Origin of the sequence: Pseudomonas sp. P9_2, from assembly GCF_034008255.1 — a bacterium.
GTDB lineage: Bacteria > Pseudomonadota > Gammaproteobacteria > Pseudomonadales > Pseudomonadaceae > Aquipseudomonas > Aquipseudomonas synxantha_A.
The window spans coordinates 2,936,495-2,955,834 of sequence record NZ_CP125376.1 but is presented as its reverse complement, the minus strand read 5'-3'; the positions used below and the strand labels follow the sequence as shown (position 1 = coordinate 2,955,834).

General features: G+C 59.8%; 21 protein-coding genes. 5 read left to right on the top strand and 16 right to left on the bottom strand.

All coding sequences use genetic code 11. From position 1 onward, the window contains the following. Nucleotides 1-11 precede the first annotated feature (11 nt). The 10 genes from tolQ to QMK52_RS13145 all read right to left on the bottom strand — a co-directional run bounded on the left by tolQ (nt 12) and on the right by QMK52_RS13145 (nt 7,905). On the bottom strand, nt 12-707 hold the full coding sequence (tolQ, locus tag QMK52_RS13190; protein WP_003193865.1) for a protein TolQ: 696 nt from the start codon (nt 705-707) through the stop codon (nt 12-14). Nucleotide 708: 1 nt separating this feature from the next. Beyond that, on the bottom strand, nt 709-1,164 hold the full coding sequence (gene ybgC / locus QMK52_RS13185) for a tol-pal system-associated acyl-CoA thioesterase (RefSeq protein ID WP_003175800.1): 456 nt from the start codon (nt 1,162-1,164) through the stop codon (nt 709-711). Nucleotides 1,165-1,304: 140 nt separating this feature from the next. After that, a complete protein-coding gene (gene ruvB / locus QMK52_RS13180; protein WP_005790907.1) occupies nt 1,305-2,363 on the bottom strand; it encodes a Holliday junction branch migration DNA helicase RuvB in 1,059 nt (352 codons plus the stop codon). Further along, on the bottom strand, nt 2,364-2,975 hold the full coding sequence (gene ruvA / locus QMK52_RS13175) for a Holliday junction branch migration protein RuvA (RefSeq protein ID WP_005790908.1): 612 nt from the start codon (nt 2,973-2,975) through the stop codon (nt 2,364-2,366). A 68-nt stretch (nt 2,976-3,043) separates the two neighbouring features. After that, on the bottom strand, nt 3,044-3,568 hold the full coding sequence (gene ruvC / locus QMK52_RS13170) for a crossover junction endodeoxyribonuclease RuvC (protein ID WP_005790910.1): 525 nt from the start codon (nt 3,566-3,568) through the stop codon (nt 3,044-3,046). 170 nt (nt 3,569-3,738) lie between these two features. Then, the gene (locus QMK52_RS13165; RefSeq protein WP_320404163.1) at nt 3,739-4,485 is read right to left on the bottom strand and encodes a YebC/PmpR family DNA-binding transcriptional regulator; all 747 of its coding nucleotides are present in this window, start codon (nt 4,483-4,485) and stop codon (nt 3,739-3,741) included. A 136-nt stretch (nt 4,486-4,621) separates the two neighbouring features. Beyond that, nucleotides 4,622-6,397 carry an aspartate--tRNA ligase gene (gene aspS / locus QMK52_RS13160; protein ID WP_005790914.1) on the bottom strand — a complete coding sequence of 592 codons (1,776 nt, stop codon included), beginning with the start codon at nt 6,395-6,397 and terminating at the stop codon, nt 4,622-4,624. 108 nt (nt 6,398-6,505) lie between these two features. Further along, nucleotides 6,506-6,727: an FmdB family zinc ribbon protein gene (locus QMK52_RS13155; protein ID WP_003193872.1), complete on the bottom strand. Its 222-nt coding sequence runs from the start codon at nt 6,725-6,727 to the stop codon at nt 6,506-6,508. A 169-nt stretch (nt 6,728-6,896) separates the two neighbouring features. Continuing rightward, nucleotides 6,897-7,250, bottom strand: coding sequence for a ribbon-helix-helix domain-containing protein (locus QMK52_RS13150; RefSeq protein WP_032803701.1), 354 nt, complete (start codon nt 7,248-7,250; stop codon nt 6,897-6,899). A 181-nt stretch (nt 7,251-7,431) separates the two neighbouring features. Continuing rightward, on the bottom strand, nt 7,432-7,905 hold the full coding sequence (locus QMK52_RS13145; RefSeq protein WP_003193874.1) for a Dps family protein: 474 nt from the start codon (nt 7,903-7,905) through the stop codon (nt 7,432-7,434). A gap of 428 nt (nt 7,906-8,333) precedes the next feature. Here QMK52_RS13145 and QMK52_RS13140 point away from each other — a divergent pair, with 428 nt between their 5' ends. Continuing rightward, entirely contained in the window at nt 8,334-8,936 is a 603-nt protein-coding gene (locus QMK52_RS13140; protein WP_005790922.1) for a cold-shock protein, read from the top strand. A gap of 73 nt (nt 8,937-9,009) precedes the next feature. On the opposite strand, the gene QMK52_RS13135 is transcribed toward QMK52_RS13140, so the two are convergent. Continuing rightward, the gene (locus tag QMK52_RS13135; RefSeq protein ID WP_005790924.1) at nt 9,010-9,216 is read right to left on the bottom strand and encodes a SlyX family protein; all 207 of its coding nucleotides are present in this window, start codon (nt 9,214-9,216) and stop codon (nt 9,010-9,012) included. Between the two features lie 3 nt (nt 9,217-9,219). After that, the gene (locus tag QMK52_RS13130; RefSeq protein WP_320404162.1) at nt 9,220-9,645 is read right to left on the bottom strand and encodes an HIT domain-containing protein; all 426 of its coding nucleotides are present in this window, start codon (nt 9,643-9,645) and stop codon (nt 9,220-9,222) included. Nucleotides 9,646-10,385: 740 nt separating this feature from the next. Here QMK52_RS13130 and QMK52_RS13125 point away from each other — a divergent pair. Then, on the top strand, nt 10,386-11,684 hold the full coding sequence (locus QMK52_RS13125; protein ID WP_005790933.1) for an OprD family porin: 1,299 nt from the start codon (nt 10,386-10,388) through the stop codon (nt 11,682-11,684). A 182-nt stretch (nt 11,685-11,866) separates the two neighbouring features. Here QMK52_RS13125 and QMK52_RS13120 read toward each other — a convergent pair whose 3' ends face one another. Continuing rightward, entirely contained in the window at nt 11,867-12,709 is an 843-nt protein-coding gene (locus QMK52_RS13120; RefSeq protein ID WP_005790935.1) for a mechanosensitive ion channel family protein, read from the bottom strand. Nucleotides 12,710-12,845: 136 nt separating this feature from the next. After that, the gene (locus QMK52_RS13115; protein ID WP_003193880.1) at nt 12,846-13,331 is read right to left on the bottom strand and encodes a YajQ family cyclic di-GMP-binding protein; all 486 of its coding nucleotides are present in this window, start codon (nt 13,329-13,331) and stop codon (nt 12,846-12,848) included. Nucleotides 13,332-13,454: 123 nt separating this feature from the next. On the opposite strand from QMK52_RS13115, the gene QMK52_RS13110 reads away from it, so the two are divergent. Genes QMK52_RS13110 through QMK52_RS13100 form a run of 3 tightly spaced genes read left to right on the top strand, consistent with a single transcriptional unit; the run spans nt 13,455 to nt 17,036 of the window. After that, entirely contained in the window at nt 13,455-14,372 is a 918-nt protein-coding gene (locus QMK52_RS13110) for a putative 2-dehydropantoate 2-reductase (RefSeq protein WP_194439082.1), read from the top strand. Between the two features lie 46 nt (nt 14,373-14,418). Continuing rightward, nucleotides 14,419-16,455 (top strand): sensor histidine kinase, encoded by a 2,037-nt coding sequence (locus QMK52_RS13105; protein WP_148852627.1) that lies wholly within the window; start codon nt 14,419-14,421, stop codon nt 16,453-16,455. 2 nt (nt 16,456-16,457) lie between these two features. After that, nucleotides 16,458-17,036: a cob(I)yrinic acid a,c-diamide adenosyltransferase gene (locus QMK52_RS13100; protein ID WP_005790941.1), complete on the top strand. Its 579-nt coding sequence runs from the start codon at nt 16,458-16,460 to the stop codon at nt 17,034-17,036. A gap of 117 nt (nt 17,037-17,153) precedes the next feature. Here the strand turns inward: QMK52_RS13100 and QMK52_RS13095 are convergent, their stop codons facing one another. Both QMK52_RS13095 and argJ read right to left on the bottom strand, forming a co-directional pair. After that, entirely contained in the window at nt 17,154-18,098 is a 945-nt protein-coding gene (locus QMK52_RS13095; RefSeq protein ID WP_005790943.1) for a Nudix family hydrolase, read from the bottom strand. A gap of 19 nt (nt 18,099-18,117) precedes the next feature. After that, complete coding sequence (gene argJ, locus QMK52_RS13090; protein ID WP_005790945.1) at nt 18,118-19,335, bottom strand: bifunctional glutamate N-acetyltransferase/amino-acid acetyltransferase ArgJ; 1,218 nt, start codon at nt 19,333-19,335, stop codon at nt 18,118-18,120. Nucleotides 19,336-19,340: the final 5 nt, after the last annotated feature.

The following is a 19,340-nucleotide window of genomic DNA, read 5'->3' as shown; positions in this document are numbered from 1 at the left end:
GAATTACCTGCTTATTCTTCGCTGGTGTGCACTTTACGGTGCAGGATCGCCTGGAATTCATCGGCGAAGGTGTAGTAACGGCCGATCAAGGTTTCGCTGGTTGCGGCAAAACGGTTGTAGGCGATTACTGCGGGGATAGCGGCGAACAGGCCGATCGCGGTGGCGATCAGGGCTTCGGCAATACCCGGGGCCACGGTGGCCAGTGTGGCTTGCTGGGCCTGGGCCAGGCCGCGGAAGGAGTTCATGATCCCCCATACGGTACCGAACAGGCCGATGTACGGGCTGACGGAACCGACGGTGGCAAGGAACGGCAGGCCCTGCTCAAGTTTCTCTTCTTCGCGGGAGATGGCCACGCGCATGGCGCGGGCCACGCCTTCCATCACCGCTTCAGGATCGACACCCGGCTGCTGGCGCAGGCGCGAAAACTCCTTGAAACCGGCACGGAAGATCTGCTCGACGCCCGAATCCGGGTCCGGGTTGCTGCCGGCCTGGCGGTACAGTTTGGACAGGTCGATACCCGACCAGAAGCGCTCTTCGAAGCTCTCCAGGGCACGTCGACCGGCGCGCAGCATGTTGCTGCGCTGAAAAATCATGACCCAAGAGGTAACCGATGCGGCTACCAGGGTCAGCATGACCAGTTGAACCACGACACTGGCATTGCTGACCAGGCTCCACATGGAGGAATGGTCGACGACGGTAGGTTCCACGCTAAATCTCCTGCTTTGATTGTTTACCCGCGCCGCTCACGGCGGCAAAGGCCGCGCGTAGAGTTTCGGGAATGGCCCGAGGTTTCAAACTGTTGGTGCGTACACATGCCACCAGGAACTGCCCCTCACAGAGCAGCGTTGCATCCGTTGCCCGCCTGACCTGCTGTTTGAATCGCAGGCTGGCACGGTTCAATTCGATGACCTCAGCGCTGACCAGCAATTCATCGTCCAGTCGCGCCGGTGCGTGATAACGCGCCTCGCTGGAATGCACGACGAATAACAGGTCCTCCCCTGCCAGCGTGGATTGGGCAAAGCCCAGCTCCCGTAGCCGCTCGGTTCGAGCCCGCTCCATGAATTTCAGGTAGTTGACGTAATACACGATGCCGCCGGCATCGGTGTCCTCGTAATAAACGCGACAGCGATGTGCGAACGACTGATCCCCGTTTTGCGCGCGCATACTCTAGTGCTTACTCCTCAGGTTGCCAATCCGGCTGGACAACTGTTTTTTCATTCCTGAACGCTTTTGCAGTGACTCAAATGACGACGCCAGACACTGGGACAGCACAAAGCTCGGATAAATCGTCCGGCGTCAGCTTTTTAATCGTCCACTGCATCAAGGAATTCGTCTACCGCAGGCATCTCGCCCAATCGTGACGGAATGTTTAGCCCAAAGTGCAAATAGGCATGGCGCGTCACCACCCGGCCCCTCGGTGTACGCATGATATAGCCTTGCTGGATCAGGTACGGCTCCAGCACATCCTCAATGGTATGGCGCTCTTCACTGATAGCCGCCGCCAGGCTGTCCACGCCGACCGGGCCACCGTCGAACTTCTCGATCATGGTCAAGAGTAGACGTCGATCCTGGTGATCGAAGCCGTGCTCGTCCACGTCCAGCAGGTTCAAGGCCAGGTCCGCGACCGCCTTGGTGATGTGCCCTTTGGCACGCACTTCGGCAAAATCGCGCACGCGGCGCAGCAAACGGTTGGCGATACGTGGCGTGCCGCGGGCGCGCCGGGCGATTTCAAAGGCGCCTTCCGGGTCCAGGGGCAAGCCAAGGATGCTCGCCGAACGGCTGACGATGGTCGCCAGATCAGCGGTGCTATAGAACTCCAGACGTTGAACAATGCCGAAACGGTCTCGCAGCGGGTTTGTCAGCATACCCGCACGCGTGGTCGCACCCACCAGGGTGAAAGGTGGCAGGTCGAGCTTGATCGAACGGGCTGCCGGGCCTTCGCCGATCATGATGTCGAGCTGGAAGTCCTCCATCGCCGGGTACAGCACTTCTTCGACAATCGGTGATAACCGATGGATCTCGTCGATAAACAGTACGTCATGGGGTTCAAGATTGGTCAGCAGCGCCGCCAGGTCACCGGGACGCTCCAGCACCGGGCCGGAGGTGGACTTGATCGACACGCCCATTTCCTGGGCGATGATATTGGCCAGGGTGGTCTTGCCCAAACCCGGCGGGCCGAAGATCAGGGTGTGGTCCAGGGACTCACTGCGCCCGCGCGCGGCCTGGATAAACAGCTCCATCTGCTCGCGCACGGTAGGCTGGCCGATGTATTCGGCCAGGCTCAGGGGGCGGATGGCCCGGTCCTGGACTTCTTCACGGTCACGCGGGCCGGTGGCCGCGATCAGACGATCAGCTTCAATCACTTAAATCATTCCCTTCAGGGCTCGGCGGATCATGTCTTCGCTGCTCAGGTTCTTGTCCTTGATGGCCGATACCGCCTTGCTGGCTTCCTGAGGCTTGTAGCCCAGGGAGATCAACGCACTGACGGCATCGCTTTCGGCGCTGGCGATCTGGCCTGCCGGCATATCCGGCTGGTTCGGTACCAGGGCGAACATGCTCGGCACCACTTCCCAGGCCTTGAAGCGGTCCTTGAGCTCCACCAACAGGCGCTCGGCGGTTTTCTTGCCCACTCCCGGCACCTTGGTCAGGGCCGAGGTATCCTGGGCGGATACCGCACGCACCAATTCATCCACTTCCAGGCTCGACATCAAGGCCAGGGCCAATTTGGGCCCCACGCCATTGAGACGAATCAGCTCGCGGAAGAAATCGCGGTCGCGCTTGCCGATGAAACCATAGAGCAGTTGCGCGTCTTCACGCACTACCAAATGCGTGTGCAAGGTTATCGGCTCGCCGACCGACGGCAAGCGGTACAACGTGGTCATGGGCACTTCCAGCTCATAACCCAACCCATTCACATCCAGAATCAGGTGCGGCGGCTGTTTTTCGGCCAGGGTGCCGCGCAAGCGTCCAATCACGGTTCAGATCCTTAAAGCTTGGGGGTCAGATCAGGGCCTGACCGCAAATAACCAATGCGCTGATGCTATCAGAGACGCAGCCGCCCGCCACGACTACGTGCCGTTCCCAAGCCGTGAGGCAGCAGGCTGGAACGGGTATGTGCATGGCAAATGGCGATGGCCAGGGCGTCGGAGGCGTCGATCTGCGGTTTTGAAGTGAGCTTGAGCATGTGCATGACCATCATCTGCACCTGTTCCTTGTTGGCTGCACCGGTGCCGACCACGGCCTGTTTGACCTGGGTCGCGGTGTATTCAGCGATCTCCATGCCCTCCTCGGCACCCGCCACGATGGCAGCGCCACGGGCCTGGCCGAGCTTGAGCGCCGAATCGGCGTTCTTGGCCATGAAGACTTTTTCGATGCCCATGGTGACCGGGCCGTAGGTCTGGATGACTTCACGTACGCCGCGATAGACGATCTGCAGCCGCTCGGCCAATTCCCCCGCGCCGGTGCGGATGCAGCCCGAGGCAACATAGATGCAGCCGCGCGGGGTCTGCTGCACCACGCCAAAACCGGTGATGCGCGAACCGGGGTCGATACCTAGGATTAAAGTCATAACGCCTGCGGGTTGGATTTACAACGGTATGTGCCAGGCACACATTTGTGTAACAGCATAGAACCCCTGTGGGAGCTGGCTTGCCTGCGATGCGGGCACCTCGGTACTTCTGTCAAATCGAGGTGATGCTATCGCAGGCAAGCCAGCTCCCACATCGGGTCTCATCGTGCTTAGGCAAGCTGTTCGGCCACAGACTCAGGGATGTCGGCATTGGAATAGACGTTCTGCACATCATCCAGATCTTCAAGCATATCCAGCATCTTCAACACCTTCTGCGCCCCCTCCAGGTCCAGCTCGGCACTGGTGGTCGGCAGCATCACGATTTCCGCGTCGGTGCCGCTGAAACCGGCGGCTTGCAGGGCATTACGCACGGCGTAGAAGCTGGCGAACGAGGTAAACACATCGATAGAGCCGTCTTCGTTGGTGACCACGTCGTCGGCGTCCGCATCCATCGCGGCTTCCATCAGCGCGTCTTCATCGGTGCCAGGCGCGAAGGTGATCTGCCCTTTGCGTTCGAACAGGTAGGCCACCGAACCATCCGTGCCGAGGTTGCCACCGCATTTGCTGAACGCGTGGCGCACGGCTGCGGCGGTGCGGTTGCGGTTATCGGTCATGCATTCGACCATCACCGCCACGCCGCCCGGGCCATAACCTTCGTAGGTCAGTTCGACCATATCGTCGGTGTCGGCCGCACCGGCACCACGGGCCACGGCGCGGTCAATGATGTCGCGGCTCATGTTGGCACCCAGCGCCTTGTCCAGCGCCAGGCGCAGACGCGGGTTGGAGCCCGGGTCACCGCCGCCCTGACGGGCTGCGACGGTCAGTTCGCGAATCCACTTGGTGAAGATCTTGCCCTTCTTGGCATCCTGACGCTCTTTGCGGTGCTTGATGTTCGCCCACTTGGAATGGCCAGCCATAACACAACTCCGAAATTCTCTAGAAACCTTATCAATCCCGCCCCCGGCGGGATTTCCCTCTTTTAAACGCAAAGGCGCATCCGAAGATGCGCCTTTTTGACTGCGTACAACCTTATCGCGCTTTCACGCTGCAGCCTTACTCAGCCTTCGGCGTCTCGCGCAGGCGGATGTGCAGTTCGCGCAAGGCCTTGGCATCCACCACACCCGGGGCCTGGGTCATGACGTCCGCAGCGCTCTGGGTTTTCGGGAAGGCAATCACTTCACGGATCGACTGGGCGCCGGTCATCAGCATCACCAGACGGTCCAGGCCGAACGCCAAACCACCGTGCGGCGGCGCGCCGTATTTCAGGGCGTCGAGCAGGAAGCCGAACTTCTCTTCCTGTTCCGCTTCGTTGATGCCCAACAGACGGAACACCGCTTGTTGCATCTCTTTGCGGTGGATACGGATCGAACCGCCACCCAGCTCAGTACCGTTGAGCACCATGTCGTAGGCACGGGACAGTGCGCCTGCCGGGTTGGCTTCCAACTCCTGCGGGGAGCACTTCGGCGCGGTGAACGGGTGGTGCAATGCGCTGAAGCTGCCGTCGTCGTTCTCTTCGAACATCGGGAAGTCGACGACCCACATCGGTGCCCATTCACAGGTCAGCAGGTTCAGGTCGTGACCGAGCTTGATACGCAGCGCGCCCAGGGCTTCGCTGACGATCTTGGCCTTGTCGGCGCCGAAGAACACGATATCGCCGTCAACCGCACCGACGCGATCAAGGATCGTGTTCAGGTTGGCTTCAGGGATGTTTTTCACGATCGGCGATTGCAGGCCGTCAACGCCGTTGGCGCGCTCGTTGACCTTGATGTACGCCAGGCCCTTGGCACCGTAGATGCCGACGAACTTGGTGTAGTCGTCGATCTGCTTGCGCGGCATGCTCGCGCCGCCAGGCACGCGCAGGGCGGCGATGCGGCATTTAGGGTCGTTGGCCGGGCCGCTGAACACCTTGAAGTCGACATCCTTGAGCTGGTCGGCCACGTCCACCAGTTCCAGCGGGTTACGCAGGTCTGGCTTGTCGGAACCGTAGCGGCGCATGGCTTCTTCGAAGGTCATGTGCGGGAATTCGCCGAACTCCAGGTCCAGCACTTCCTTGAACAGGTTGCGGATCATCTGCTCGGTCAGGCCCATGATCTCTTTTTCATCGAGGAAGCTGGTCTCGATGTCGATCTGGGTGAATTCCGGCTGGCGGTCAGCGCGCAGGTCTTCGTCACGGAAGCACTTGGCGATCTGGTAGTAACGGTCGAAGCCGGCCACCATCAGCAGTTGCTTGAACAGCTGCGGCGATTGCGGCAAGGCGAAGAAGCTGCCGGCGTGGGTACGGCTAGGCACCAGGTAGTCGCGCGCGCCTTCCGGGGTGGCCCGGGTGAGGATCGGCGTTTCGACGTCGAGGAAGCCGTTCTCGTCCAGGAAGCGACGAATGCTGGTGGTCATGCGCGAACGCAGGCGCAGCTTCTCGGCCATTTCCGGACGACGCAGGTCCAGGAAGCGGTAGCGCAGGCGGGTTTCTTCGCCAACGTCGGAGTATTCGTTGAGTGGGAACGGCGGGGTTTCCGACTCGTTCAGCACTTCCAGCTCATAGCCCAGCACTTCAATGCCGCCGGACGCCATGTTCTTGTTCACGGCACCCGCCGGACGCAGGCGTACCTTGCCGGTGATCTTGACGACGTATTCGCTGCGCACGCGGTCGGCGGCGGCGAAGCTCTCGGCGCGGTCCGGGTCGAACACTACCTGGGCCAGACCATCGCGATCACGGATATCGAGGAAGATCACCCCGCCGTGGTCGCGGCGACGGTGAACCCATCCGCAAAGGGTGATTTCCTGACCTTCCAGGGTCTCGTTCAGTTGGCCGCAATAGTGGCTGCGCATCATGGTCGTGGTTTCACTTCTCGTAATTCGAAATTCGGTGGCAGGCCCGCCTCGTCACCGTACATTAAAGCAGGGGACGGATAATGCAGGAGCCTGCGCGTAGAGTTCAACTCAGTCTGCTTTGTCGCCGCCGGCCAGGTTCTTCTTGGCACCGGTCTTGAAATCAGTCTCGTACCAGCCGCTGCCGCTCAGGCGGAAGCCCGGCATGGACAACATCTTCTTCAACTCAGGTGCCTGGCAGGCAGGGCAATCGACCAGCGGCGCTGCGCTGATCTTCTGAATGGCTTCCAACTGGTGACCACAGGAAGCGCATTGATAGTCGTACATGGGCATGGAGATGTCTCGGCGATCAGATCGTTACAGCGCCACGCCCTGCCCTGTGCATAAAGCCCGGCATGCGCAGCAAAGCGCGGGATTATATCTGGTAAATCGACACAGCGCAGCCGGCTTTCTGCCCCGGGGCCGGCCCACAAGGATGAAGGCCGGGCCCAGGGCCGCCGGGCTACGACGCAAAGGTGCCCTCAGCGGCGGGAGCAACCCGGCCCTTGAGCACGTGAACCACGCACACCACCCTCACCAGCCCACTGAAGTTCTTCACGCCTCCGTAACGCAAATGCACTTCCCGATCGACATAGGACAACAAGGCACTGACCGAACAGGCATTGATCCTGGCGATCTCCGTCAGGATGTTCCAGTAGATCTGCTCAAGCCGCAGGCAGGTCGAAAACCCATTGAGCCTGACCGACCGCGACAACGGCTTGGCCAGTCCCATATCGAACCCTTTTGCAAAAGGGTCGACCTTTATCTTGTGAAAACCACAGGTTTCCATCACTCCTTTACCCATTCCACGTGACATACACCCGACACTCCATTGCCAAACAGCAGCCAATGGGCTTCTCCCATTGAACGATGGGCCTATAAAACAGCACCCAGCGTGCAGCAGCCAGAAGACGGGGAGTCGTTAGTCGTAGGACAACGCCAGGAAGCGCAGGGAAACAAGCAGGCAGCGCTGAAACAGCGCCGCCCGGGTTCGACAGTTACTGGTTTTCGAGCAGCGAACGCAGCATCCACGCGGTTTTCTCGTGTACCTGCATACGCTGGGTCAACAGGTCGGCCGTCGGCTCATCGCTGACCTTGTCGAGCAGCGGGAAGATGCCTCGGGCGGTACGCGTAACCGCTTCCTGACCGGCCACCAGTTGCTTGATCATCTCTTCGGCGCTCGGCACGCCCTCTTCTTCCTTGATCGAAGACAGACGGGCGTAGATCGAATAGGCGCCCGGTGCCGGGAAACCCAGGGCACGGATGCGCTCGGCAATGGAGTCCACCGCCAGCGCCAATTCGTTGTACTGCTCCTCGAACATCAAGTGCAGCGTACGAAACATGGGGCCTGTGACGTTCCAATGGAAGTTGTGGGTCTTCAGATACAGAACATAGGTATCGGACAGCAGTCGTGAAAGTCCGTCGACGATGGACTTACGGTCTTCTTCACTGATACCAATATCGATTGCCATGTTTTTCCCCTTCAATTGACGAGTATTCATTGATCAGGTGCAGGACCACTCTAGCAAGAGAGCGAGCCGCATGCAGCCCGTCACACCCAGGCGACCTGCGGCAAATCGCCCCGCATCGCTTGCAACTCGCGAATTGGCAAGCCTTTTTAGCCGTAGGAACGGTCTCGCAATGCCCGCCCAAAAATCCTGCACCTGTCTAGGACAAGCGTTTGCCGCATAAATGCCGTTGCCGTCGCAACACCCCGAAATGCTTGATTTGAGTAGGCACAGCCTTTGCTGTTAAATAGACGCCGTGTGGCTGCCGTTTATTTCTGCGGCACTTCACATAGGCTGATACCCGCGCACGTGCTCAACGCCTCCCATTGTTCAGAAGCGAACCGTGCCAGTCAGCTCTTCCTTGTGATCCGTCTTAACGTGAGTTAATCAAAATGTTGAAAATCGTCCACCTGCTAACGGGCGTTGCAGCTTTGCTGCTGTCCTTTATCCCGAGCCTGCAGCCTGAAAGCCTGCCCTACCTGCAACAACATGACGCTCTGTACCTGGCCTTGTTCGGCCTTCTTAACCTGACGCTCGCACCGGTAATCCCTTACTGGAACAAAGGCACGCGTCATCAACTGCAAAACCTGGTCAGTGCGCTGCTGGTGCTGACTGTTGTGGTACAAACCCTCACCCTTTTGGCGCCCATGCCTGAAGTGGGTGGCCATCCGGCTATCCTGCTCAGCCTGGTGATTGCGGTGGTTGCCATTGTTCTTCACCTGGCCATCAGCTTCTACCGTTCGTCTCCGGCGGCCGCGTCGCAAAACTACGACATGACCAACCGGGATACCGGTACCGTCAAGTGGTTCAACACCTCCAAAGGCTTCGGCTTCATTTCCCGCGATTCGGGCGACGATATCTTCGTCCACTTCCGGGCTATCCGTGGCGAAGGCCATCGCGTGCTGGTCGAAGGCCAGCGCGTGGAGTTCTCGGTGATGAACCGTGACAAGGGCCTGCAAGCCGAAGACGTCATCGCTGCCCTGCCGCGTCGCTGATCCCAAGCCTTCGCAGCAAAAAAAACCGCGATCCGGCGTTGGCTGGATCGCGGTTTTTTATGGCCTGTGCATTTCAATAGTGCGGCGGCGGCGCTTCTTCTTCAGATGACTCGAACTGGCCGCCCATTTCTTCCTGGCGCTTGAGCAAGGCCGTCATTTGCAATTGCAGGCGTTCAACCGCCCGCTGCTGTGTGACCAGGATGTCGTTGAGGGTCTCGATGGTGTCGTCCTGGAAGGCCAGGCGGCTTTCCAGGTCGGTAACGCGCTCTTGCAGGTCCATGATTCAGTCCTGGGTAAAGATGAAGTCGGCAGGCAACAGCGCACGCAATCGAGCGCGAATCGCCGCCACTTGCTCTTGGGTATAGGGCCGGGCCGGGTGCTTGCCCCACACCGCTGCCGGCCAGGCGGCGTCATCGCGTTTGCGCACAATCACATGCACGTGTAATTGGCTGACGACGTTACCCAGCGCACCGATGTTCATCTTGTCAGCGGCCAGCCCCTCGTTAAGCAGTTGCGCCAGGGCCGTTGTTTCTTGCCACAAGGTTTGTTGATCTGCGACATCCAGTTGAAACACTTCGCTGATACCGTCGATGCGTGGCACCAGAATGAACCAGGGGTAATTGGCGTCATTGGACATTAGCAGGCGACAGAGCGGGAAGTCCCCAATGGCCAAGGTGTCTTGTTGCAGGCGTTGATCTAAGGCGAACACGTGGACACTCCGTTCGGCAGGTCGGGACAGGCGCCCAGCATACCTTTGAACGCCCAAGGCTTCACGGCCAATCCTGGCACTGTTGAGGCAGGCGGGTAAAAAATGCACCTTTTGGAGGCAGAAAAACAGTTGATCTACGCTAGACCGGGCCTTTACGGCACGCACCAAAATGACCCATTCGTGCGTCAAAGGGATCCGCCAATTACCCACTGATGGGGGTGAACCGGTAACGTTTTACCCAAGTGAAGGTTTTGCGCGGCACCCGACAGTGGTAACACCCTGGACGTCAAGCCCAAACCAAACGGCGTAAAAGGCCCGTGCTTATGCGGTTTTTACATTCCCATCACGTTTTTCACGAAAAAATGACATTCGGTCGCAGGTTTGAGCACGCTTGTTGCATTCACCCCCGTATCGTCGGCAACGGCACCCGTCTGGAAGCAGGTGTTTCGCGATAAAAGTAGTGGCGTTTCAGTGTGTATCAAGGAAGTGTTCAAACTTTGAAAGAAGTCTGAAAACAGCATTGAAGTTGTCAGCCTGGATACATTTTGGGCTGTGAATTTGCGACATGGATCTAGCGATTTACGACAGCCTCGTAAAGAAGCTGAAAGGATAATTGAGTAAGTATCGTCAATAGAGCCTGCGTGAGATAACTTTGCGCCGGCACAAAAAGAAAGAGCCGCCCAGATAAAAATACAGGTGGGACGGCAGTACTCTTCCTAAAACCAAAGGAGCAAATCACGATGCGCGTGATGAAGTGGAGCATGATCGCCCTGGCTGTTTCAGCAGGCACCTCGCAGTTCGCAATGGCGTCCGCCCAGGACGATTCCAAGGGCTTTGTTGAAGACAGTACTTTCAGCATCAATACTCGCGCTCTGTACTTCAGCCGCGACTTCCGTAATGAGCCAGGGGGCGGTTACAGCACCGTCAACGGCAAGCGTAAAAGCCGCGCCGAAGAAACCGGCCTGGGCTTCAATGCCCTGTACGAATCGGGCTTCACCCAGGGCACCATCGGTGTCGGTGTGGACGTGATCGGCCTGATGGGCCTCAAGCTCGACAGCGGCAAGGGTCGCGCCGGCACGGGTCTGTTCCCTACCGGTTCCGACGGTCGCTCCCAGGACGACTACTCCAAAGGCGGCGGCGCGGTTAAGTTCCGCATCTCCAATACCGTGTTGAAAGTGGGTGACCAATACACCACCGCACCGGTGTTCGCCTCTGATGACAGCCGTCTGTTGCCGGAGCTGCCACAAGGTATCTCGATCACCAGCAACGAGATCAAGGGCCTGAAGCTTGAGGGCGGCCACTTCACCTCAAGCGTCGCGCAGGCGCAGACCTACCACGACAGCCTGGGCCTGACCAAAACCGACTTTGTCGGCGGCGTCTATGCCTTCACTCCAGAAGTCACCGGTAGCCTGTACTACGCGAAAACCGAAGATTACTTCCGCAAGTACTACAGCAACCTGAACTGGACCCACGCCCTGAGCGATGACCAGTCGTTCGCGCTGGACTTCAACATCTACGACACCAAGAGCGATGGCGCCGGCCTGCAACGTGCAGAGAAGGATGGCGTGACCAAGCTCGACAACCGCGCGTTCAGCTTGCAGGGTGCCTACACCATCGGCGCACACACCTTCACCCTGGCAGCCCAGAAGGTTACCGGTGACGGCGACTACGGCTACGGCGTAGACGGCGGCGGCACGGTGTTCCTGGCCAACTCCATCGCCCGTTCCGACTTCAACGCCGAAGGCGAGAAGTCCTACCAGGCGCGCTATGACATCAACATGGCAACCTTCGGCATTCCTGGCCTGAGCTTCATGACGCGTTACGTTACCGGTAGCGGCGCCAACACCGGCACTACCAGCAACGGCAAAGAATGGGAACGCGACATCGAAGCCAAGTACGTGATCCAGAGCGGCCCGGCAAAAAACCTGAGCCTGCGCCTGCGTCAAGCGACTTATCGTTCCGGGGATGGCGTGTACTACGGTTCGCCGTCGATCGACGAGCTGCGTCTGATCGCGAACTACCCGCTGAACATCTTGTAATTGCCGGTTTAATTACAACGATGGCTTGAGGCTTCGGCCTTAAACAAAAAGCCGCTCCTCTGTTTAAACAGGGAGCGGCTTTTTTATTGCAGTTTTATTTCAATCAGCAAAACAACTAGCAAGCTAAGTAACTAGTTTATCAAAGCTGACCTTTCGGCCAACTTCGATAGCAGTACGCCAAGTTATTTCGGCGCACTTTCCTGCATCACGCGAATAACCCGTTGTGGGAACGGAATATCAATCCCTGCCGCTTTCAAACGGTCACGTGCCAGTTCATTAAACATAAACACCACGTCCCAATAATCCGGGGTATTGGTCCAGCAGCGCAGCGAAACGGTGATGGAGCTGTCGCCCAGGGTCGATACCACCGCTACAGGCGCAGGATCAGCCAGCACGCGTGGGTCTTTGGCCAGCTCCAGCAACACTTCACGGGCTTTTTGCAGGTCGGCCTCATAGTCCACGCCTACATCAAACACTACTTTGCGGGTTGGCTGGCGGTTGGTGTTGGTGATGATGCCATTGGACAGGATGCCGTTCGGCACGATCACTGTCTTGTTGTCGCCGGTGCGGATCACGGTGTGGAAGATCTGGATGCTATCGACGGTACCCGAGGTGCCCTGGGCTTCGATCCAGTCACCGATGCGGAACGGACGGAACAGCAGAATCAGCACACCACCAGCGAAGTTCGCCAGGCTGCCCTGCAATGCCAGGCCGATCGCCAGGGTTGCCGCACCGATGGCAGCGACGAACGAGGTGGTTGCCACGCCGATCATCGAGGCCACGCTGACGATCAGCATGACTTTCAGCGCAATGTTCGCCAGGCTGGTGACGAAGTGCTGCAGCGCCAGGTCGGCGTTGCGCACGGCCAGCAAACGGCCTACACGATGGGTAAAGACATTGATCAGCCACCAGCCAATGGCCAGGGTGATCACTGCCAGTAATACCCGGCTGCCATATTCCATGATCATGGGGATCCAAGACTGGGAGGTCTTGATCAGGTGATCCATTTCAGCGTTCAAATCCATCTACTTTCTCCTGTGGTGCGGCGATAGGGCTCTATTGACTGCCTGAAAACGCAATTGAGCCCCGAAGGGCTCAATTGTAGGCACTGATTCTGGGGCGTGGGACGTCAAAAACACCCACAGGTTCCCCAAAGTGCCATCAGTCGCGGAAGTTATTGAACTGCAGCGGCATATCGAAAGTCTTGGCACGCAGGGCCGCAATAGCCTCTTGCAGATCATCGCGCTTCTTGCCGGTGACGCGAACCTGCTCGCCCTGAATGGCGGCCTGGACCTTGAGCTTGGCGTCCTTGATGTGGGCGACGATCTTCTTCGCCAGTTCCTTGTCGATGCCTTCCTTGAGCACGGCTTCCTGCTTCATCAGCTTGCCAGAAGCATAGGCGTCCTTGACTTCAAGGCACTGCACGTCGATCTTGCGCTTGACCAGGGCCAGCTTGAGGATCTCGATCATCGCTTCCAGCTGGAAATCGGCTTCAGCGGTCAGGTTGACGGTCAGTTCCTTTTCCTTGAATTCGAAGCTGCCCTTGCCTTTCAGGTCATAGCGACGGTCCAGTTCCTTGACGGCGTTCTCGACGGCGTTGGTGACTTCGTGTTTGTCCAGTTCAGATACCACGTCGAACGAAGGCATGTGATTTCTCCAATATAAGGGGCAGGCTCAGTAGAGATGGAGCGCGCCCGAGCTAAAATGCCGGGGCATTATAGCGGTTCTTTCGCGCCGTTCACCGCTGGCGACCTTATGGAGCACACACTGATGTCGACCCCCTGGCATATTCTTGGCGCCGGCAGCCTGGGCACCCTCTGGGCCACGCGATTGGCGCGCGCCGGCGTGCCTGTCAGGCTGATTCTTCGTAACCAGGCGCGCCTGGCCAGCTATCGCGCCAGCCAAGGGCTGACCCTGGTGGAACGCGGTGTGGAACAGACTTATCCGGTCATCGGCGAAACGCCTGACAGCCCGGAGCCGATTCGGCGTCTGCTAGTAGCATGCAAAGCCTACGACGCTCAAAGCGCCATCGCCCAGTTGCAGCATCGGCTGGCGCCGGACGCCGAATTGATCCTGCTGCAAAACGGCCTCGGCAGCCAGGACGCGGTGGCTGCGCAATGGCCGTCGGCGCGCTGCATCTTTGCCTCCAGTACTGAAGGTGCATTTCGCGATGGCGATTGGCGCGTGGTATTCGCCGGCCATGGCTACACTTGGCTGGGTGACGCGAGCCATCCCACCCCACCGCTGTGGCTGGATGATCTGCAAGCGGCGGGCATTCCCCATGAATGGGCCACCGATATCCTGACGCGCCTGTGGCGCAAGCTCGCGCTCAATTGCGCCATCAACCCACTGACCGTGCTGTACCACTGCCGCAACGGCGGTTTGAGCGCCCACCACTGCGAGGTCGCCACGCTCTGCGCCGAACTGGCCGAACTGCTGGAGCGCTGCGGCCAGCCTGCGGCTGCACAGGACTTGCACAGCGAAGTCGAGCGAGTGATCCAGGCCACCGCCGCCAACTATTCCTCCATGTACCAGGACGTCGCCAACGCCCGACGTACCGAGATCAGCTACCTGCTGGGCTACGCTTGCCAGGCCGCGGCCCGCCATCAGTTGGCAGTACCGCATCTGCAACAGGTGCATGCGCGCCTGGTGACGCATTTGCTCGCACGCGGATTGGCCAGCGACTGAGGCACGCGCTACCCTGCCTACCTGTCTATCACCTGGGAAAACCCTGATGCCATTGCGCCAGCGTCTTGAAAATCTACCGGTAGGGCAGAAACTGCTGGCGGCCCTGCTAGTACTGTTGACCACCGTATTGCTGGTGGCCAACCTGACGTTTATCAGCGCTGCTTACTGGATCTCCCAGGAAAGCATGGCCCCCCAGGCCTTGCAGGCCATCGGTCGGCTGGTGTCCAACCCGTCGCTTGCCGCACAGGCGCTTGAATCCCCGGCCAAGGCCGAGGCACTGCTCAACGAACTGACCAGCTATTCACCGTTGCGCGCCGCCGCCCTGTATGACGGCGAAGGCAACCGCCTGGCGCAGATGCAACACGGCGACCGCCTGCACCTGCCGGACCACTACCGGCATATTGAAGCGTGGCGTGTTACCGAATTTCGCAGCAACCAGGTCATCACCCTGCCCCGCGGCAACCAGCCTTCCGGGCATTTGCTGCTGGTGGCCACAAGTGAGCTGCCGGTGGCCTTCTATACCGGCACGCTGACCGCGAGCCTGGGCATCCTGATTTTCAGTGTGTTGCTGTGGCTGGTCATCGCCCGGCAGATCAAACGCCTGATTACCCGCCCCATCCATGAACTGGAAGAGCTTTCGCGCCAGGTCACCCGCGAAGAGAACTACGCCCTGCGCGCAGGGCCCGGCAACCATGATGAAATCGGCAGCCTGGCCGAAGCTTTCAACACCATGCTGTCGCGTATCGAAGCCCGCGAGCAGCAACTCAAGCGCGCCCGCGACGACTCCCAGGCCGCCTACGACCAGGCCCAGGGTTTGGCCGAAGAAACCCGGCATACCAACCGCAAGCTCGAACTGGAAGTTCAGGTGCGCAGCAAAATCGAGAAAAAACTCACCGGTTTCCAGAACTACCTCAACAGCATCATCGACTCGATGCCCTCGGCGCTGATCGCCCTGGATGAACAGCTCTACGTCACTCAGTGGAACCAGGAAGCCACTGCCCTTTCCGGCACGCGCCTGGACGAAGCTCTGAACCAGCCGATCTTTCTGGCCTTCCAGCCGCTCAAGCCGTACCTGCCACAAATCAAGGCAACGGTAGAGCAACACTCGGTGGAGCGGATAGAACGGGTCACCTGGATCAAGGACGACGAGCCCAAGCATTACGCCCTGACGTTCTATCCGTTGATGGGCGGTGCCGGGCGCGGCGTGGTGATCCGGATCGACGACATCACCCAGCGCCTGTCCCTGGAAGAAATGATGGTGCAATCTGAGAAGATGCTTTCGGTCGGCGGCCTCGCGGCCGGTATGGCCCATGAGATCAACAACCCTCTGGGCGCCATCCTGCATAACGTGCAGAACATTCGCCGCCGACTGTCCCCCGACCTGCCCAAGAACCTGGAGCTCGCCGAACAAGTGGGGATTGAACTGGACACGGTCAATCGCTACCTGCAAGGCCGCGAAGTCCCGCAGTTGCTCGACGGCATCCAGCAAGCTGGCGCCCGCGCCGCGAAAATCGTCACCCACATGCTCAGCTTCAGCCGGCGCAGTAATCGTCAGATGGCCCCCTGCGACTTGCCGGCCTTGATCGACCAGGCTGTGGAAATTGCCGGCAACGATTTCGACCTCACCATCGGCTTCGACTTCAAGGGCCAAGCGATCATCCGCCAGTTCGACCCGCAACTGGGCCCCGTGCCCGGCACCGCCAACGAGCTGGAACAAGTGCTGCTCAATTTGCTGAAGAACGCCGCCCAGGCCATTCACCTGCGTGAAGACGACAGCGAACCGGGGCGCATTATCCTGCGCACCCGCCTCAACCCGCCGTGGGCAGAAATCCAGGTGGAAGACAACGGCATCGGCATGAGCGAAAACGTGCGCAAACGCACGTTCGAGCCGTTCTTCACCACCAAGGAAATCGGTCAGGGCACCGGGCTTGGGCTGTCGGTGTCGTATTTCATCATTACCAACAACCACAAGGGCCAGATGGAAGTGCATTCCACCCTGGGCCAGGGCACGTGCTTTACCTTGCGCCTGCCGCTTGCCGGCAGCCAATTGCCCCCCACTGAACTTACCCAACTGGAGCACTGACCATGGGCTTTCGCCTGTCGAAGATCTACACCCGTACCGGCGACAAGGGCGAGACCGGCCTCGGCGACGGCCGCCGCGTACCCAAGGACCACCCACGCGTGGAGGCGATTGGCGAGGTGGATACGCTGAACAGCCAGTTGGGCTTGCTGCTGGCCAACCTTGAAGAGCAAAGCGGCAAGCACCCGGCGCTAATGGATGTGATTGAGGTGCTCACACCTTGCCAACATCGCCTGTTCGACCTGGGCGGCGAGCTGGCGATGCCGGTGTACAAGGCATTGAATGCGGCGGAAGTGGATCGGCTGGAAGCGGCGATTGATCGCTGGAATGAGGAGGTTGGGCCGCTGGAGAACTTCATCCTGCCTGGCGGCTCGGCGTTGATCGCCCAAGCCCATGTGTGTCGTAGCCTGGCGCGCAGTGCGGAGCGGCGGTGTCAGCACCTGAATGCGCTGGAGCCGCTGGAGGGGGTGGGATTGGCGTATATCAATCGGTTGTCGGACTTGCTGTTTGTGGCGGCCAGGGTGATTGCCCGGCGCCAAGGTGTTGCTGAAGTGTTGTGGCAGGCCGCTGCCAAGCCACACTGAGATTGATCGAGTGACTGGCAAGACCTCATCGGGAGCAAGCCCCCTCCCACATTTTGAATTGTGAATACATTCAAGTGTGGGAGGGGCTTGCTCCCGATAGGGCCCATCAGCGCAACATCAAACCTGCGGCCAGAACGCCCGAATCCCAGCCACGCCTTGCGCCCCGGCTTCCCAGGCCTGCTCCCGCTGCGCAGGCCCAACCCCGCCCAGCAGAAACACCGGCTTACTGAAGCCGGCGATCAACTCAGCCGCCTGCTCCCAACCTAAAGGCTGCGCATCCGGATGCGTCTGGGTCGGCTGTACCGGCGACAGCGTGACAAAGTCCACGTCCATCATCTCTGCCAGTGCCAGCTCTTCGGCGTTGTGGCAAGAAGCCGCCAACCAGCGATCCTTCGGCAGCGGTCGGCCTTTGCTCGCATACTTACGCAGTTGCGCCGAGGTCATGTGCCAGCCGGCGGCAGGGAAATCCCCCAGCCATTCGAACGGCCCCTTGAGCATCAGTTGTGCCTTGCCGGCACACAGGCCCACCGCGTCCACCGCCAGATCGCGGTATTTGGGGTCATAACCGTTGGGCGCACGCAGTTGAACCAGCTTGATGCCACCGGCGATGGCCTTCTGGATACCGCGCAACAACATCGGGGTTTCCAGCTCACCGGGGGTGATCAGGTACTCGGCGGGCAGGCGCGCAGCAGCAACAATCGGCGCATTCGCCGCCGGGAACTCGTAGTTGAGCAAGTCCCGCGGCGACACCCATTCCAACGGCTGCCCTTCGGCCCCATGAGGCTCGCCGGTAAAAGCCGAGACTTCCCAGACATCCAGCAATACCTGCTTGTCCGGGTAGTCGTGCTGCACCTTGATCAGCGGCCGCGCCGTGGTGACCTGGATGCCCAGCTCTTCCTGCAATTCACGGGACAAGGCCGTGGCGACCGACTCATCGGCCTCCACCTTGCCTCCGGGAAATTCCCAAAGGCCGCCTTGATGCTGGGTATCGGCACGGCGCGCCAACAGGATCCTGCCGTCGACACCGCGGATCACCGCTGCTGCTACATGCACTCGTTTCACCACCAGTTTCCTCTTGGTATCAGGTACGGTATTCCGCGTTGATCTTCACGTATTCGTGGGACAGGTCGGTAGTCCAGATGGTTTCGCTGCACTCGCCGCGGCCCAGTTCGATGCGGATGGTGATTTCTTCCTGCTGCATCACCGCCGAGCCTTGGGCTTCGGTGTAGGTTTCGGCACGGGCACCGCGGCTGGCGATGCATACGTCGCCCAGGAACACGTCGATCTTGCTCACGTCCAGGTCCGGCACGCCGGCACGGCCAACGGCGGCCAGGATACGCCCCCAGTTCGGGTCCGATGCAAACAATGCAGTCTTGATCAGCGGCGAGTGAGCCACGGTGTAACCCACATCCAGGCATTCCTGATGGTTGCCGCCGCCATTGACTTCAACCGTGACGAACTTGGTCGCGCCCTCGCCGTCGCGCACGATGGCCTGGGCCACCTCCATGCACACTTCAAACACGGCCTGTTTCAACGCCGCGAACAGCGGGCCTTCGGTGGATGTGATTTCCGGCAAGTTGGCCTGGCCAGTGGCGATCAGCATGCAGCAGTCGTTGGTGGAAGTATCGCCGTCGATGGTGATGCGGTTGAACGACTTGTTGGCGCCATCGAGCATCAGGCGCTGCAGCACATCGCGGGAGACTTTGGCGTCGGTGGCGATATAACCGAGCATGGTGGCCATGTTCGGACGGATCATGCCTGCGCCCTTGCTGATACCGGTCACGGTGACGGTCACGCCGTCATGCACGAACTGGCGGCTCGCGCCTTTTGGCAAGGTGTCGGTGGTCATGATGCCGGTGGCCGCAGCCGCCCAGTTATCCACAGACAGGTCATCCAGCGCAGCCTGAAGGGCGCCTTCGATTTTTTCCACTGGCAGCGGCTCACCGATCACGCCGGTGGAGTACGGCAGCACTTGGCTGGCGTCCACGCCGGCCAGTTGCGCCAGCTTGGCGCAGGTGCGCGCAGCCGCCACCAGGCCAGGCTCGCCGGTGCCGGCGTTGGCGTTGCCGGTATTGGTCAGCAGGTAGCGAATCGACCCGGCCACCCGTTGCTTGGCCAGGATCACTGGCGCGGCGCAAAAGGCGTTGAGGGTGAATACACCTGCCACGGTCGAGCCTTCGGCACAGCGCATCACTACCACATCCTTGCGCCCCGGGCGCTTGATGCCGGCCGAAGCGATACCGAGTTCAAAACCGGCGACCGGGTGCAATGTGGGCAAAGGACCAAGACCAACAGCCATGTATG